The sequence below is a fragment of the Ruegeria sp. AF8 genome (assembly GCF_056541825.1).
In genome coordinates this window covers 44,335-57,991 of the sequence record NZ_JBQFYW010000011.1, presented here as the reverse complement: position 1 = coordinate 57,991, position 13,657 = coordinate 44,335, and the positions used below count along the sequence as shown (strand labels likewise).

Annotated in this window: 17 protein-coding genes; 8 read left to right on the top strand and 9 right to left on the bottom strand. The window is 62.1% G+C overall.

Translation table 11 applies throughout. The annotated features are described in order from the left end of the window. Positions 1-3: 3 nt before the first annotated feature. The 3 genes from ACR0AO_RS16755 to ACR0AO_RS16745 form a co-directional block, all read right to left on the bottom strand. On the bottom strand, positions 4-543 hold the full coding sequence (locus ACR0AO_RS16755; protein WP_480605802.1) for an adenine phosphoribosyltransferase: 540 nt from the start codon (positions 541-543) through the stop codon (positions 4-6). 115 nt (positions 544-658) lie between these two features. After that, on the bottom strand, positions 659-1,288 hold the full coding sequence (locus ACR0AO_RS16750) for a LysE family translocator (protein WP_480605800.1): 630 nt from the start codon (positions 1,286-1,288) through the stop codon (positions 659-661). A gap of 74 nt (positions 1,289-1,362) precedes the next feature. Next, the gene (locus ACR0AO_RS16745; protein WP_480605797.1) at positions 1,363-2,202 is read right to left on the bottom strand and encodes a hypothetical protein; all 840 of its coding nucleotides are present in this window, start codon (positions 2,200-2,202) and stop codon (positions 1,363-1,365) included. A gap of 355 nt (positions 2,203-2,557) precedes the next feature. On the opposite strand from ACR0AO_RS16745, the gene ACR0AO_RS16740 reads away from it, so the two are divergent. Beyond that, a complete protein-coding gene (locus tag ACR0AO_RS16740) occupies positions 2,558-3,223 on the top strand; it encodes a hypothetical protein (protein WP_480605794.1) in 666 nt (221 codons plus the stop codon). Between the two features lie 2 nt (positions 3,224-3,225). Here the strand turns inward: ACR0AO_RS16740 and ACR0AO_RS16735 are convergent, their stop codons facing one another. From ACR0AO_RS16735 to ACR0AO_RS16725, 3 genes are all read right to left on the bottom strand, one after another. After that, the gene (locus ACR0AO_RS16735; protein ID WP_480605792.1) at positions 3,226-4,098 is read right to left on the bottom strand and encodes an S-methyl-5'-thioadenosine phosphorylase; all 873 of its coding nucleotides are present in this window, start codon (positions 4,096-4,098) and stop codon (positions 3,226-3,228) included. Between the two features lie 126 nt (positions 4,099-4,224). After that, positions 4,225-5,103 (bottom strand): DMT family transporter, encoded by an 879-nt coding sequence (locus ACR0AO_RS16730; RefSeq protein WP_480605789.1) that lies wholly within the window; start codon positions 5,101-5,103, stop codon positions 4,225-4,227. 49 nt (positions 5,104-5,152) lie between these two features. Then, a complete protein-coding gene (locus ACR0AO_RS16725; RefSeq protein WP_480605786.1) occupies positions 5,153-5,713 on the bottom strand; it encodes an invasion associated locus B family protein in 561 nt (186 codons plus the stop codon). Positions 5,714-5,876: 163 nt separating this feature from the next. Between ACR0AO_RS16725 and ACR0AO_RS16720 the strand changes: the two genes are divergently transcribed. Next, positions 5,877-7,511, top strand: a complete 1,635-nt coding sequence (locus ACR0AO_RS16720; protein ID WP_480605784.1) for a SulP family inorganic anion transporter — start codon at positions 5,877-5,879, stop codon at positions 7,509-7,511. Between the two features lie 39 nt (positions 7,512-7,550). On the opposite strand, the gene ACR0AO_RS16715 is transcribed toward ACR0AO_RS16720, so the two are convergent. Then, positions 7,551-8,369 (bottom strand): cysteine hydrolase family protein, encoded by an 819-nt coding sequence (locus ACR0AO_RS16715; RefSeq protein ID WP_480605783.1) that lies wholly within the window; start codon positions 8,367-8,369, stop codon positions 7,551-7,553. A 93-nt stretch (positions 8,370-8,462) separates the two neighbouring features. Here ACR0AO_RS16715 and ACR0AO_RS16710 point away from each other — a divergent pair, with 93 nt between their 5' ends. Continuing rightward, on the top strand, positions 8,463-9,410 hold the full coding sequence (locus ACR0AO_RS16710; RefSeq protein WP_480605780.1) for a helix-turn-helix domain-containing protein: 948 nt from the start codon (positions 8,463-8,465) through the stop codon (positions 9,408-9,410). Positions 9,411-9,420: 10 nt separating this feature from the next. Here the strand turns inward: ACR0AO_RS16710 and ACR0AO_RS16705 are convergent, their stop codons facing one another. Beyond that, positions 9,421-10,026 (bottom strand): flavin reductase family protein, encoded by a 606-nt coding sequence (locus ACR0AO_RS16705; protein ID WP_480605778.1) that lies wholly within the window; start codon positions 10,024-10,026, stop codon positions 9,421-9,423. 73 nt (positions 10,027-10,099) lie between these two features. Here ACR0AO_RS16705 and ACR0AO_RS16700 point away from each other — a divergent pair, with 73 nt between their 5' ends. The 5 genes from ACR0AO_RS16700 to ACR0AO_RS16680 all read left to right on the top strand — a co-directional run bounded on the left by ACR0AO_RS16700 (position 10,100) and on the right by ACR0AO_RS16680 (position 13,161). After that, complete coding sequence (locus ACR0AO_RS16700; protein ID WP_480605775.1) at positions 10,100-10,594, top strand: GNAT family N-acetyltransferase; 495 nt, start codon at positions 10,100-10,102, stop codon at positions 10,592-10,594. 57 nt (positions 10,595-10,651) lie between these two features. Further along, a complete protein-coding gene (locus ACR0AO_RS16695) occupies positions 10,652-11,401 on the top strand; it encodes an EcsC family protein (protein ID WP_480605773.1) in 750 nt (249 codons plus the stop codon). A gap of 130 nt (positions 11,402-11,531) precedes the next feature. Continuing rightward, positions 11,532-12,014 carry an NUDIX hydrolase gene (locus ACR0AO_RS16690; RefSeq protein ID WP_480605772.1) on the top strand — a complete coding sequence of 161 codons (483 nt, stop codon included), beginning with the start codon at positions 11,532-11,534 and terminating at the stop codon, positions 12,012-12,014. 52 nt (positions 12,015-12,066) lie between these two features. Then, positions 12,067-12,519, top strand: a complete 453-nt coding sequence (locus tag ACR0AO_RS16685) for a DUF1178 family protein (RefSeq protein WP_480605768.1) — start codon at positions 12,067-12,069, stop codon at positions 12,517-12,519. Between the two features lie 3 nt (positions 12,520-12,522). Continuing rightward, positions 12,523-13,161 carry an SDR family NAD(P)-dependent oxidoreductase gene (locus ACR0AO_RS16680; protein WP_480605766.1) on the top strand — a complete coding sequence of 213 codons (639 nt, stop codon included), beginning with the start codon at positions 12,523-12,525 and terminating at the stop codon, positions 13,159-13,161. On the opposite strand, the gene ACR0AO_RS16675 is transcribed toward ACR0AO_RS16680, so the two are convergent. Next, complete coding sequence (locus tag ACR0AO_RS16675; RefSeq protein ID WP_480605764.1) at positions 13,155-13,511, bottom strand: hypothetical protein; 357 nt, start codon at positions 13,509-13,511, stop codon at positions 13,155-13,157. The genes ACR0AO_RS16680 and ACR0AO_RS16675 overlap by 7 nt on opposite strands. Positions 13,512-13,657 lie beyond the last annotated feature (146 nt).

The following is a 13,657-nucleotide window of genomic DNA, read 5'->3' as shown; positions in this document are numbered from 1 at the left end:
GCCTCAGAGGCCTTCGAATTCGCACAACGCATGCACATCCATGCCCATGCTTTCCAGCACCTTGCGGCCGCCCAGCTCGGGCAGGTCGATGATGAAGGCGCAGGACACGATATCGCCGCCCAGCCGCTCGATCAGCTTGATGCCGGCTGCCGCCGTTCCGCCGGTGGCCAGCAGGTCGTCGACGACCAGTACCTTTTCGCCCGCCCGGATGGCATCGTCGTGGATTTCGACGATGGCCTCGCCATATTCCAGCTTGTAATCCTGACTGATGGTCGTGCCCGGCAGCTTGCCCTTCTTCCGGATCGGCACGAACCCGACGCTCAACTGATGGGCAATGGCACCGCCGAGGATGAACCCGCGCGCTTCCAGCCCCACCACCTTGTCGATGCGCTCGCCCGCATAGGGGTGCAGCATCTGGTCGATGGCCATGCGAAACCCGCGCGCATCGGCAAACAGCGTGGTCACGTCGCGGAACATGATCCCTTCGTGCGGGAAATCGACGATGGTCCGGATATAGTCCTTGACCGAGGTGCTTTTGGGCATGCGGCCCCCCTTGCTGACATGGTTCACTTGGGGGGTTTGACCCATCGGGCCGCGCCGATCAAGGGGGGGAAATCGACCCCGACGCTTGGGAAGCGAATTCGGCAGGCAGAATAGCTTAGACCGGACGGCGCAGCAGCGCGGTCGCCACCCCCATGCCCATCAATGTCACCCCACCGGCACGGGTGATCCCCGTGATCACCTTCGGACGCGCGATCAGCCGCCGCAACCGGTCCGCGAGCAGGGCGTAGGCGAGCGCGTTGAGCCAGCCGAGACCCACAAAGGTGGCGATGAGAATGGCGAATTGCGGCGTCAGCGCCACATCGGGTTTGATGAATTGAGGCACGAAGGCAATGAAAAACGCGATGGATTTCGGGTTCAGCGCCGTCACCGCCGCCGCATGACCGAATACGTTGCCCGCCGTCACGTTCCGTTCGGTGCGCACGGTTCCCAGCCCCTCCGACGGGGCGCTGCGCAGCAGTTTCCAGCCCAGCCAGATCAGATAGGCGGCCCCGGCCCATTTCAGCACCATGAACATTTCGGCCGAGGCCAGCACCAGTGCCCCCAGCCCCAAAAGCGAGGCGGTCATGGCCACAAGATCCCCCAGGGCCACGCCGGTGGCCGAGGCCACCGCAACGCTGCGCCCCTTGGACAAGGCATAGCTCAGCACCAGCAGCACGGTCGGGCCGGGGATCAGCAGCAGCGCGGTCGAGGCGGCGACAAAGGCAAACCAGAGGTCGAGGGGCATGGAATCACACCAAATCTGAAACGTCCGCGCATCAAACAACGTCTACGCGCAGGCGTCCATAGCCGGAGGGCCAGCTAGGGCAGTTTGATGGCCTGCACATGCATCCAGTCAAAGTTCTTTTCCCGACCAAGCGACACCCAGCCCTCTTCTTCCCAGAAGCGCCAGAAATCCAGACAGTCGGCGCGGGCCAGCCGGGCTTTCTTCCAGCCCCAGTCCAGCTTGTTGCGCGACGGGTCCCAATCGATGGCGGCAGCGAAAGAGTGCGTGGACCATGTCGAGCCATTGCGCTTGCGCCGCACCGCCTTGCACCCGCCATAGATGTCCAGCCCCATATCGACACGGGCATCGTGGTCGTAGCGGGCCGCGATGTTGGCCAGCACCCGTTCGAGGCTCTGCGCCACCTTCGGGTGACAGCCGATCTTGCTGGTCTTGACCGAACGGTCCCAGTCCAGCTTCATCGTCCACGGCACGGTCACGATCGTGGTGGCCGGCTGCCCGCCCGAATTCGGATTGAAGCCGAAGAAACTGAACAACTCGGATTGACCGCTCCTGTCAGTGGGCCAGCCGTTGGGGTTGACGTCCAGCGGCTCGATGTCCCGGAAATCCATCGGCAATTCTCCGGTTTCCCGGAAAAAGCGGAAATCGCTATAGGCCGCTTCCGTCAGGCTTCCCCAAAGGCCGTCTATGACACCCGGATCGATACCGACATCCTTAGTGACAAGCTGGAACGCGGCAACCCGTTTTCGGGCGGTGCTCCATCCATCTGGATCGCCCGACAACTCGCCGGTGCGGGAATGGGTCAGGGATGCGGCCGCCGCGTCCAAAGCGGCATTGATCTGCCCGTCGATCGGACCGGAATATGACCCGGCCGCGCTCAACTCTTCCTGCAGAATGCGGATGGCACCTTGTTTCATGAAAAATCCCCCACGAATTTCTGAAAACAATGGGGGTATTGTACCACATTTCGGCGGAGGTCTCAGCCACCGGCGGCAGATAGCCCTCTTCCTCCCGGAAGGGCCAGAAATCCATGCAGTCGGGGCGGTTCAGGCGAATACTGGCTGTGAACCGGGTTACAGCCAGGATGCTCAACTTTTGGTATAGTTTCTCTACATTTTAAGGAGAGTAGCTATGAAACCATACTTCTTTGCCTTTGCGGTCATTCTCTTGTTGTTGCCTTCAATCAGTCATGCCTGTCCCGACGGGTATTTCAACTGTGGCGGGTCCTTGTGTTGTCCTCTGCCGCAGCAACCCTGAGCCGGAGGTGCCATCATGGTAAAAGTGAACCTGACCTATGTCGCAGTCATAGTGGGCGCTTTGGCGCTTTATGGCACCAGCCGTCAACTTTTGCTGAATGCCGACGACGCGGATCTGCGTTACCAGAAACACAGCGTGTCCGAAGGCGTCGTGCATGGGCCTGAACTGGGCGCGGCGTATGCCTACAATCACCTGGCCCGGGATTTCAAGCCGACCAAAATTTGCAAGCTGATGATCGGTGGTGGCTCGGCAGATCTGTCACTTGTCAGTATTCGCGGTAGAAACTGGTGGGGGGAAGGCTGGAATGGCGCGATGGACTCAGTGACCGAATATGTCGGTGACAAGATCCGCAATACGATGCGTGCTGCCGAGGCTTCACGTGAATGGCAGTTCAATAAACGTTTTTGGGTGGCCGATAATCAGATCACCTTCGATTCCGACTGTCTCGCGAAAGTCGAGGAGTTTGCGCGCGATCCGGACCATTCGGTCTTCATTGTCGAGACACTGTATTTCGACAAGGATGCCGTCGAGAATCTGGAACTCGTTCAATTGTCGCACACATCCATTGTGTTCGATGACGACAGTGCCGATCGGATATCGCCGATCAAGGTCAAATCGGTCCTCAACGCAAGTTGGCTGACGCGCTCCAAGGACAAATGGGGCATCGTGCGGATCGAGTGACTTTAAAGCACCCGTCCCGCCACCGCGTCCAGTTTGGCCAGCAGTTCCGGGTTGCGCTTGTCCGGCGCGGTCAGAATGGCGAAATCCAGCGCCCGGTCGCAGCCATGCGGGCAGGGCGCGCGGTTCGCCCCCAGCAGCGCCGGTAGCCCTTTGACCATTGCGCGGCCCTTGTCGGCGTTGCCGGTGAGCGTGGCGATGATGGCGCTGATATCCACCTCGCCGTGATGCGGGTGCCAGCTGTCGTAATCGGTCACCATGGCGATCGAGGCATAGCAAAGCTCGGCCTCGCGGGCGAGCTTGGCCTCGGGCATGTTGGTCATGCCGATCACGTCACAGCCCCAGACGCCGCGATACATCCTGGATTCCGCCAGCGACGAGAATTGCGGCCCCTCCATGGCCAGATAGGTGCCGCCGCGATGGATGTTGATGCCTGCGGCCTTGCCTGCGGTCTCGCAGGCGTCGCTCAGACGCGGGCAGGTCGGATGCGCAAGGCTCACATGGGCAACGCAGCCGGTTCCGAAAAAGCTTTTTTCGCGCGCGAATGTCCGGTCGATGAACTGATCCACGATCACGAAATCGCCCGGCGCCATATGTTCGCGGAACGACCCGCAGGCCGAAACCGAAATCACGTCGGTCACCCCAAGCCGCTTCAGCGCGTCGATATTGGCGCGATAGGGCACTTCGGTCGGTGAATGCACATGCCCCCGCCCGTGACGCGGCAGAAAGGCCATGCCTACCCCGTCAAGGGATCCGGTCAGGATCTCGTCCGAAGGTGTGCCCCAGGGGGTTTCGACCGTGACCCATTCTGCGTTTTCCAGCCCGTCGATCTCATAAATCCCCGATCCGCCGATCACCGCGATTTTTGTCTGGGTCACTTGTGCTCTCCCTGCGTGTTCATGTCGTTTGGCCGGGATTTTTGAAGGGCTGCGCCGGGAATGGCAAGGGGTGCGTGCCCGTTCCCCGGGCGCAATCGGGTCACATTGCTCGGATATCGGTTTGCGTCAGGCCGTGCTTCCGGTTCGGCGGCGGGGCACCATCAGGGCCGCAAGGTTCGACACCAGAAGCGCACTGATTACCACCACGCCGCCCGCAATCGCCCAGGGGCCGGGATCTTCACCGATCACCGCCCAGACCAGAATGGGCGCCAGCACGGATTCCAGAAGGACCAGAAGCGAAACCTCGGCCGAACTGATATAGCGCGGACCAAGCGAAAGCAGGCACGACGCCGCTCCGATGAATGCGCCATGGGCCAGAAGCAGCGGCCATTGCCGCTCGAACGCCTCGACCGGAGATACGGACATTCCGATCACCAGAGCTGCGCCGATATAGGCAATCGGAATGGCCGGGACCATCGATATGTCCCTGACCTTCCGCACGGCGGTCAGGGCTGCAGCAAAGGCGGCGGACACATACAGGGCCCAGATGTCCCCTTTCCACGACGAAATCTGCGTCTCGCCCGATCCATAGGCGATCATCGCCAGACCGGTCAGGACCACCGACATCGTCACCACCATGCGCCGCCGAATGGGTTCCTTCAGGAATATCCTGCTGAAAATCGCTGCGAAAATCGGCATCGAGGCAAAGATGAACACCACATTCGCAACACTGGTATTGCTGACCGCCAGCACAAAGGCAGGCGCGGTAGAGCCGATCAGAACCGTGTATGTCACGCCGGGCCAGCCGCTCCGCAGCAACGCCCGAAACCCGCTCAGCCCTTGCACGGCCAGCAGCACGATCAGCACCACCCCACCAGCGGTCAGCGCCCGCCAGAACGCCGTTACCATCGGTTCGGCGCCGATCAGCCGCACAAACAGCGAATCCGGCACGATCAGCAGAACGCCCAGCGTCGTAATGACCAGCCCTTTCAAATGATCGCCCATGCCGGAGAGTTAGCGATAAGGCCCGTGCGAAGTAAAGGCCGAACCTCAGCTATTCCCGCCCTCCGGTCAGGCCGCGCTCCGCGGACCGTTCCAGAAAATCCGCCCACGCCGGGCCGAAACCGGTCAGCGGCCAGGTCAGGTCCTGTGCCCGCCCGTGCCGGTCGCGAAAGGCAAAGCGGAACGCGCCGCCGCTTTGCATCGCGTCCACCAGATCGCTCGCCGCACCACCAGTGAACGTGCAGCTCAGACCGATCAGGCATCCCGGGCGTCGCGTACGCCAGATAACTTGTTCGCCGTTTACGATGCGAAATCCCGAAGGGCTGAATAGGGTTCCCGCCTCCATCCCGAAATCAACCCTGACCCCGTCGGGCTCAGGCGTGATGAACAGGAACTGTGCCGCGAAATCCGGACGCGGCGAAAAAACGTCGACCCGGCGGATATAGCAGCGCTGGCGCAGCGCACCGTCCTCCTCACGCTCGTCGCACATGGAATTCCAGATGCCAAAGATCTCGTGATGGGTCACACGCCAGTTTCCCGGCGTGTCATTGCCCTGCAAATCCTGTGCCAATGCAGGCGCGGCGGCGAACAGAAATATCCAAAACCAGCGCATGACACAGCCTTGCGGCCCTCGCCCCAAGGTTCAAGTCACGTTGCCGCGAGACTTCGCCATGCGTGGGGCGCATGGCTGCGTCCCGTCCAGCCCGGTAGCTCGAAGGCGAACAACCGGGTAGAAGGCGCTTTCGCGCGAACAACCCGATCAACAGGACCGTCTCATGCCCCGAGCTTTGCTGGCAAGCTTTGCCAATCGCCTTGCCATACCCGATCTGCGCTGGATGCCGGATGAGGGGCTGACCTTGTCGCGTCTGCGGATCGAACTGTTGTCCGGCCTCACAGTCGCCCTCGCGCTGGTGCCCGAGGCCGTGGCCTTTGCCTTCGTCGCCGGAGTGCACCCGCTGGTCGGCCTTTACGCGGCGTTTCTGGTCGGGCTGATCACCGCCCTGATCGGCGGGCGCCCCGGCATGATCTCGGGCGCGACCGGCGCTCTGGCGGTGGTCATGGTCGCGCTGGTGGCCGAACATGGGGTCGAGTACCTGTTCGCGACGGTTGTCCTGATGGGCATCCTCCAGATCATCGCGGGCGTCATGCAATGGGGCAAGTTCATCCGTCTGGTGCCGCATCCGGTGATGCTGGGTTTTGTGAACGGTCTGGCCATCGTGATCTTTCTGGCGCAGCTGGGCCAGTTCAAGGTGCCGGGCAGTATGGAAAACACCGGTCACGGCATGGGCGGCGGCGAATGGCTGTCGGGGTTGCAGCTTTATACCATGCTGGGTCTCGTGGCGCTGACCATGGCAGTGATCTGGGTCATGCCGCGCGTCACGCGGTTCATTCCGGCGCCTCTGGCAGGCATTTTCGTCGTCGCGGCGCTGGTCATCGGCTTCGGTCTGGACGTGCCGCGCGTGGGCGACCTGGCCTCGATCGAAGGGGGACTGCCTGCATTCCACATCCCGATGGTGCCGCTGACCTGGGAAACCTTCGAGATCATCCTGCCCTATGCCGTCATTCTGGCCGCCATCGGTCTGATCGAATCCCTGTTGACCTTGAATCTGGTGGGTGAAATCACCGGCAAGCGCGGTGGTGCGTCGCAGGAATGCATCGCACAGGGCGCCTCCAACGTCGTTACCGGCTTTTTTGGCGGTATGGGCGGTTGCGCCATGATCGGCCAGTCGATGATCAACGTGAAATCCGGGGGCCGCACCCGTATCGCAGGCATCGCGGCGGCGCTGTTCCTGCTCGTCTTCATCCTGTTCGCGGCACCGCTGATCGAACAGATCCCGCTGGCCGCGCTGGTCGGCGTGATGTTCATGGTGGTGATCGGAACCTTCGCCTGGAACTCGTTCAACATCCTGCGCAAGGTGCCGCTGATGGACGCCTTCGTGATCGTTCTGGTGACCGTCGTGACCGTGATGGAGGACCTTGCTGTCGCCGTGGTGGTGGGCGTTATCGTCTCGGCGCTGGCCTATGCCTGGAACAACGCCAAGCGCATTCACGCGGTCACCCGCGAATCGGCCACCGAGAAGGGTGCCAAGGTTTATGAAATTCAAGGGCCTCTGTTCTTTGGCTCGACAGATGGATTCACCGAACTTTTCGATATCGCGAACGACCCCGAAACCGTGATCGTCGATTTTGCCGAAAGCCGGGTCGTCGACCAGTCCGCCCTGCAGGCAATCGAAGCGGTGGCGGCGAAATACGAGGCCGAAGGCAAACAGGTGATGCTGCGCCACCTCAGCCGCGACTGTCACAAGCTGCTCAAGAAAGCCGGGCATCTGATGATCGACAGCGACGATGACCCGGATTACGCCCTGGCGGTGGATTACCCGGTCCGCACCGGTATTTTGGGCGGTCACTGATCTTGAAAAGGGCGGCCCCACCGGCCGCCTTGCCCTGTATCAGCTCATCATGTTGACGACATCGTCCGTCCACCAGACCGCGTTGGCCATATAGCGGAAATTGGTCAGCGCCGCGGCGTATCCGTCGCCCTCGGGCAGTTTCGCGGCGGCGGTGGCATCGCGCACCACGGCGACCTCGAAGCCGTCCTCCAGCAATTCGCGCAGATGGCTTTCGGTGCACAGATTGGCGCTCATCCCGGCAAGAACCACCTGGTCGACGCCGCGCTTGCGCAGTTGCAGCGACAGGTCGTTGGTGTCGTTGCCGTACATCTTGTGCGGCGAAACGACGACGGTTTCGCCGTCCTCGATATACTGCTTGTATTGCGGCATCCAGTCCGCGCCCGACCCGTCGAACCCGTCCAGCGACAGCGGGCTGGTGCGGTCGAACATGCCGATCTTGTGCATCAGCTTTTCCAGCGCGCCTTCGAACTTCCAACCCTTGTCGGTGGGATAGTAATAGTGCGGCGAGATGGCGACGACAATTCCGGCGGCCTTGGCGGCCTGGAACAGCTTTTCGATGTTTTCGACGGTGCCGTGTTCCTCGACACTGGGGCCGACGACGGCCCAGGTCACGCCGTCGGGATGCAAGAAGTCGACCTGCGGGTCGGTGACCACCAGCGCCGTGCGGCTGAGGTCAAGTTTCATGTCGCTGGGCGGCAGCGCCGGCTCGGCAGGGTCGGCGTACGGGTCGGCTGCCTGCGCCTGCGCGGAAGTCGCAAGGCCTGCGGCGGCGGCCGCCGTGCCGATGGCAAGGCCTCCGCTCAGGGCCTGGCGGCGCGTGAGGCGGTTTTTGTCGTTGGGATCGTGGCAATTGCACATGGAATATCTCCTTTCCCGGTATTGACATGCTCTCATATTGAGGCCGCGCAGGTGCCTTGTCGTCCGGTTCACGTGACATTTCATGGAATATTTATGCCATTTGGCCTGGGCCGGGGGTATTCTCCGGATATGGACAGAAACGAACTGATCCTTGATGCCCTGAAGATCGATGCCGATCCTTTTGCATTATGCGAGCTGCGCGGCGAATGCTCGCTGGGGCTGGGACGGGCGCCCGCCACGAGGCTGCACTACGTGCTGGCTGGGCATGGCCATCTCTCCTATCGCGGCTTGCCCCCGCAAGAGATGGAACCGGGTTGCCTGGTGCTTGTTCCCGCATGCCAGTGGCACGCCCTGCACAGTCATGGCACACCGGGCACGGATATACCGGGTTGCTATCCTGCCGGGTTGAATCTGCAGCACCATATCGCGGGCGAGGGGGCCACCGGCGGCATGAGCGTGTTGTGCAGCGATATTCATGTCAGCTTGCGCGGAACGCATGGGCTGATCGATCTGCTGCGCCAGCCGATGTTCCTGGATATATCCCGGTGCGGTAACGTCGAAACTGCGATGCGTCGTATTCTGGACGAGCTTGCCGCGCCCCGGATGGGCAGCCATGCGATGATCCGCGCGTTGCTGCTGCAATGCCTGATCTCGCTGTTCCGCGAACATATGCTGCGCGATGACCCCGCCATCCGCTGGCTGGTTGCCGTGACCGAGCCGCGCCTGTGGGCCGCGCTGCAGCTGATGTTGGGCGATGACGGTCAGGCCGTGTCGGTCGAGCGTTTGGCGGCGGAGGCCGGGTTGAGCCGGTCGCAATTCGCCCTGCATTTTTCGGATGTGTTCGGGCAGGGGCCGATGTCCTTCATGCGCGAGCTTCGGCTGGCGCGTGCGGCGCAGTTTCTGGCAGACTCAAGTGACCCGATCAAACGGATCGCGGACCGGTCCGGGTTCAAAAGCCGCAGCGCCTTCAGCCGCGCCTTTTCGGTCAGCTTTGGGATGTCGCCGCAGCAGTTCAGGTCGAACGCCCGAAACGGGGGGTAGGGGCTGCCGGTCAGTCGTCGGGTCGGGCAAGGCTGAAGACCTCGCGCACCACCGAATAATCCCGGTACCCCAGCCGCGCCAGAGGCTGAAAGGTGGTCACGTCGAATATGCCCTCCCGCAGGCAGTCGTCACGCAGGTGGATGCCGGTGACCTCACCCAGAACCATCTGGTTGGCCTCTCCGGGCAGGGTCACGATCTGGGTCAGCTTGCATTCCAGTGCAGCGGGCGCACCCTCGACGCGGGCACAGCTGATTGTTTCGCACTCGACCGGTGTAAGCCCGGCATGGGCGAACTCGTCCACGTCCTTTCCCAGCGTCGCGGAACTGGCGTTCATCGCGTCGCGATGGGCGTGGGCCACGATGTTGACGCAGAACACACCCCGGGCGCGAATATTGGCCAGGCTGTCCTTGGTGCCGTCCTGGTCCGGTTTCGCCCCGGTGGTGGCAAACATGACCTGCGGCGGGGTATAGGCGACTCCGTTGAAAAACGAATAGGGTGCCAGGTTGTTCGTTCCGTCCGCATCCCGGGTTGAAATCCAGCCGATCGGGCGCGGCGTGATAATCGCGTTGAACGGATTGTGCGGCAGCCCGTGGCCATCTTCGGGGCGATAAAACATTCTGATCTCCAAGCGTTTGATCCAGACCTAGCGAAGTGCTAGGGCGATTGCCACAGGTGAAAAGAGGGCCAGGGTGCAGCAATTCGGAATCAGGCCGGAACAGCCGGATGACTGGTGGGAGGTCGAGGCCCTCTATGACCTGTGCTTCGCGCCCGGGCGCGAGGCGCTGTCCTCCTATCGCCTGCGGGACGAGGTTCCGCCCGTACCCGGCCTGTCGATGGTTGTGCGAGACAGCACCGATGTTATGGCCGGGGCGATTCGGTTCTGGCCCGTTCATGTCGGGGCGCATGACGCGCTGCTGCTGGGGCCGGTGGCCGTCCATCCCACCCATCAGGGCGAAGGTCTGGGCGCTTTCCTGATCCGCGAAGGGGTCGAGGCCGGGCGCGAACAAGGCTGGCGCCGGGTGATGCTGGTCGGCGACGCGCCCTATTATTCGCGCTTCGGTTTCTCGCGTCTTGAAGGTGTCGAAATGCCGCCGCCCACCAACCCGGAGCGGGTTCTGGGCATGGAACTCGTGTCCGGTGGCTGGGCGGGAATCTGCGGGCCCGTCACCCGCTGGACGAAATGAACCATTGAAACCTGCCGCGCGGACACCGATCTTTTCCAGGAAAAGGAGTGGTTGCGGATGCACGACATCGTGATCGTCGAACCCGTCGATGCCGAGGCGGAACTGGATCGGCTTGCCGCCGAGTACCGCGCGGCGGGCGGTATTGGTATCCGGCTGCTCAACCGGTTGGGCGGCAAGGCGGAAAACCTGCTCGACCAACTTCCACCCAACATTCGCGGCGGTCTGACCGAAGCCACTGAGCGCGCCTTGTGGGTCGCGATGCGCGCGGCCCAGGGGTCGCGCCGCGCCGTGCCCGACCAGAAGGCCTGGGTAAATACCGCCGTAACCACCGCAATGGGCGCCGCCGGCGGGTTTGGCGGCCTGCCCACGGCCCTGGTCGAACTGCCGGTCACCACGACCATGCTGCTGCGTGCCATTCAGGGCGAGGCGGCGCGGCAGGGCTTTGATCCGGCGTCGGAAAACGTGATGTTTGACTGCGTGCGCGTGCTGGCCTCCGCCGGGCCTCTGGCGCAGGATGATGGGGCTGATCTGGGGTTTTTCTCGATCCGGTTGACCCTGACAGGGGCAACCATGCAAAAGCTGATCGCGAGCGTCGCGCCGCGTTTGGCCGCCGCGCTGGGCCAAAAGCTCGCTGCGCAATCCGTTCCGGTTCTCGGCGCGGTCGCGGGCGGGGGTGCGAACTATGTCTATACCCGTTATTACCAGCAGGTTGCGGGTGTCCATTTCGGCCTGAGACGCCTTGCCATCAATGCCGACATTCCGCAGGACGAGTTGCTGACAAGGCTGACGGCAAAGATGCTGAAATAGCCGCCAGTCACTTTTCAGGGCCGAAGGTTTCGTGGTCAGCCGTGTCATTGCTACAATATCTGGCGAATTCCGGTTTTGTGCTGCCTGACAACGAAAGGATTTCCTGCTAGGCTGCGGGGCAGGAGGATTGATGAACGTAAAAATATCCAGCAAATTATTGAATACGCAGGACAAAGAGCCGGTCGGCATACAATATGGCGCCTTGTGTTATCGGGTTCACGAAGGCAAGCCGGAAATCCTTTTGGTGACTTCTCGCGGAAGCGGGCGGTGGCTGATACCCAAGGGCTGGCCGATCCGTGCGCGCGACGCTGCCGGAACCGCAACAATCGAAGCCTGGGAGGAGGCGGGCGTGATCGGGCTTTGTCAGTCGGACAGCATTGGCAGCTTCACCTATACCAAGATGCGGCCCAGCAAGGGAAATTTGTCCTGCTTGGTCAAGGTTTTTCCGATCCGGGTCTGCAGGCTTGCCTCAAACTTTCCCGAACGCGACCAGCGCCGCCGGAAATGGTTCCGGCCGCACAAGGCGGCGTCCTGCGTGCAGGAGCCTGAACTGGCCCGGATGCTATTCGGATTTTGTCCACAACATTTGCGCCGGACACAGATCAAGTCTTGATCTTGACGGGTGGCCGGATATCTATTCATAGACCTGTTGAATTGAGTGAAAGATGATTCAGTACGCTCTGAAATGCAGTGAAGGCCACAGCTTCGACAGCTGGTTTCAGTCTGCGGACGCTTATGACAAGCTCGCGGCGGCTGGGATGGTGACCTGCGCGGTTTGCGGCGGCGGCGGGGTCGAAAAGGCGATCATGACGCCCCGGGTGCGCCCGGCGCGGGCCATGGCGGACACTACGTTGGGTAAAGCGGCCGAAGCCGAAAAGCCTTTGTCCGCACCGGCCACTGCGGCGGAACAGGCGTTGGCCGAAATGCGCCGCCGGATCGAGAAAAACTCCGACTACGTGGGTCAGGAATTCGTCACCGAAGCCCGCAAGATCCATCTCGGCGAAGCGCCGGAACGGTCGATCTACGGCGAAGCCAGGATGGAAGATGCCAAGGCGTTGGTGGATGAAGGGGTACCGGTGACGCCATTGCCCTTCATGCCCAACCGCAAGACCAACTGACCCATGCATGTTGTCATCACCGGGGCGAACCGGGGCATCGGCAAGGCCCTGGCAGAGCGATACCGGCAAGCGGGGCATGATGTCACCGGTGCGGCTCGCGACGGCAGCCTCCAGATCCTGCTGGATGTGACGGACCCAAATCATCACCGCGCAATGGCTGACACGCTGCACGGTGATCCGGTCGATCTGCTTGTCTGCAACGCGGGCGTCTATCTGGACAAGGGCCAGACCATCGACGGGTATCCCTGCGAGATGTGGGATCAAACCTTTGCCGCCAACGTCACTGGTGTGTTCCTGTCCATCCAGGCACTGCTGCCCAACCTGCGCGCAGCACATGGCAAGGTAGCGATCATCTCGTCGCAGATGGCCTCGCACGAACACGCGCCCGGCGGCAGCTATGCCTATCGCGCGTCCAAGGCGGCGGCGCTCAATCTCGGGCGCAATCTGGCCACCGATCTGAAACGCGATGGTATTGCGGTCGGCATCTATCACCCTGGCTGGGTGCAGACCGACCTGGGCGGGGCCGCCGCCGCCATCACCACTGACGAGGCCGCCGATGGCCTCGTGCAGCGGTTCGACGCGCTGTCTCTGGCGTCAACGGGCTGTTTCGAGACCTGGGATGGGCGCGCGCACCCTTACTGAGAAGTCAGTGCCCTGCGCGGCAGTTCATAAACCTCGCCCGGCTCGATAAAGATCATCAGCACATCGTCCCGCGTTTCCGTGGACAGGGCCGAGGTGGAACTGGACGAGACCGCCTCTGCCCCCTCGAAGTAAATCCGCCGCACCTCTCCCGTTTTCAGCTGAACCGCCAGCGTGGCCGTGCCATCATCATTGCGGCGCAGTTCCGCGTGGCAGTTCTCTATCTGCTGTCCGGGAACGGCGGCACAGGGAATTGTTCCCAGCGCGCTCTGGCCATCGGTCCCCGATACGGTTGCCTCTTGTGCAGCGGCCTGGGTGGACAGCATGGTGAAAGCCAAAAGAAACGCTCGCATCAAAAACCTCTTGCGCTTTGGGAACAGCGTCAAGCTGGCACTCGCCGGCGGCAATGTAAAGCGATGCCTTGCCGCAGCCGAAACGCCTTTGTCCACTTGCCCTTGGCTGCCCCCTCGCATATGAGGCACGGAACCGGAATTCCTAG

Bases quoted from the DNA above. Each gene is read 5' to 3' on its own strand.
- ACR0AO_RS16755 (WP_480605802.1), bottom strand. From the start codon at position 543: ATGCCCAAAAGCACCTCGGTCAAGGACTATATCCGGACCATCGTCGAT.
- ACR0AO_RS16750 (WP_480605800.1), bottom strand. From the start codon at position 1,288: ATGCCCCTCGACCTCTGGTTTGCCTTTGTCGCCGCCTCGACCGCGCTG.
- ACR0AO_RS16745 (WP_480605797.1), bottom strand. From the start codon at position 2,202: ATGAAACAAGGTGCCATCCGCATTCTGCAGGAAGAGTTGAGCGCGGCC.
- ACR0AO_RS16740 (WP_480605794.1), top strand. From the start codon at position 2,558: ATGGTAAAAGTGAACCTGACCTATGTCGCAGTCATAGTGGGCGCTTTG.
- ACR0AO_RS16730 (WP_480605789.1), bottom strand. From the start codon at position 5,103: ATGGGCGATCATTTGAAAGGGCTGGTCATTACGACGCTGGGCGTTCTG.
- ACR0AO_RS16725 (WP_480605786.1), bottom strand. From the start codon at position 5,713: ATGCGCTGGTTTTGGATATTTCTGTTCGCCGCCGCGCCTGCATTGGCA.
- ACR0AO_RS16720 (WP_480605784.1), top strand. From the start codon at position 5,877: ATGCCCCGAGCTTTGCTGGCAAGCTTTGCCAATCGCCTTGCCATACCC.
- ACR0AO_RS16715 (WP_480605783.1), bottom strand. From the start codon at position 8,369: ATGTGCAATTGCCACGATCCCAACGACAAAAACCGCCTCACGCGCCGC.
- ACR0AO_RS16710 (WP_480605780.1), top strand. From the start codon at position 8,463: ATGCCATTTGGCCTGGGCCGGGGGTATTCTCCGGATATGGACAGAAAC.
- ACR0AO_RS16705 (WP_480605778.1), bottom strand. From the start codon at position 10,026: ATGTTTTATCGCCCCGAAGATGGCCACGGGCTGCCGCACAATCCGTTC.
- ACR0AO_RS16695 (WP_480605773.1), top strand. From the start codon at position 10,652: ATGCACGACATCGTGATCGTCGAACCCGTCGATGCCGAGGCGGAACTG.
- ACR0AO_RS16690 (WP_480605772.1), top strand. From the start codon at position 11,532: ATGAACGTAAAAATATCCAGCAAATTATTGAATACGCAGGACAAAGAG.
- ACR0AO_RS16685 (WP_480605768.1), top strand. From the start codon at position 12,067: ATGATTCAGTACGCTCTGAAATGCAGTGAAGGCCACAGCTTCGACAGC.
- ACR0AO_RS16680 (WP_480605766.1), top strand. From the start codon at position 12,523: ATGCATGTTGTCATCACCGGGGCGAACCGGGGCATCGGCAAGGCCCTG.
- ACR0AO_RS16675 (WP_480605764.1), bottom strand. From the start codon at position 13,511: ATGCGAGCGTTTCTTTTGGCTTTCACCATGCTGTCCACCCAGGCCGCT.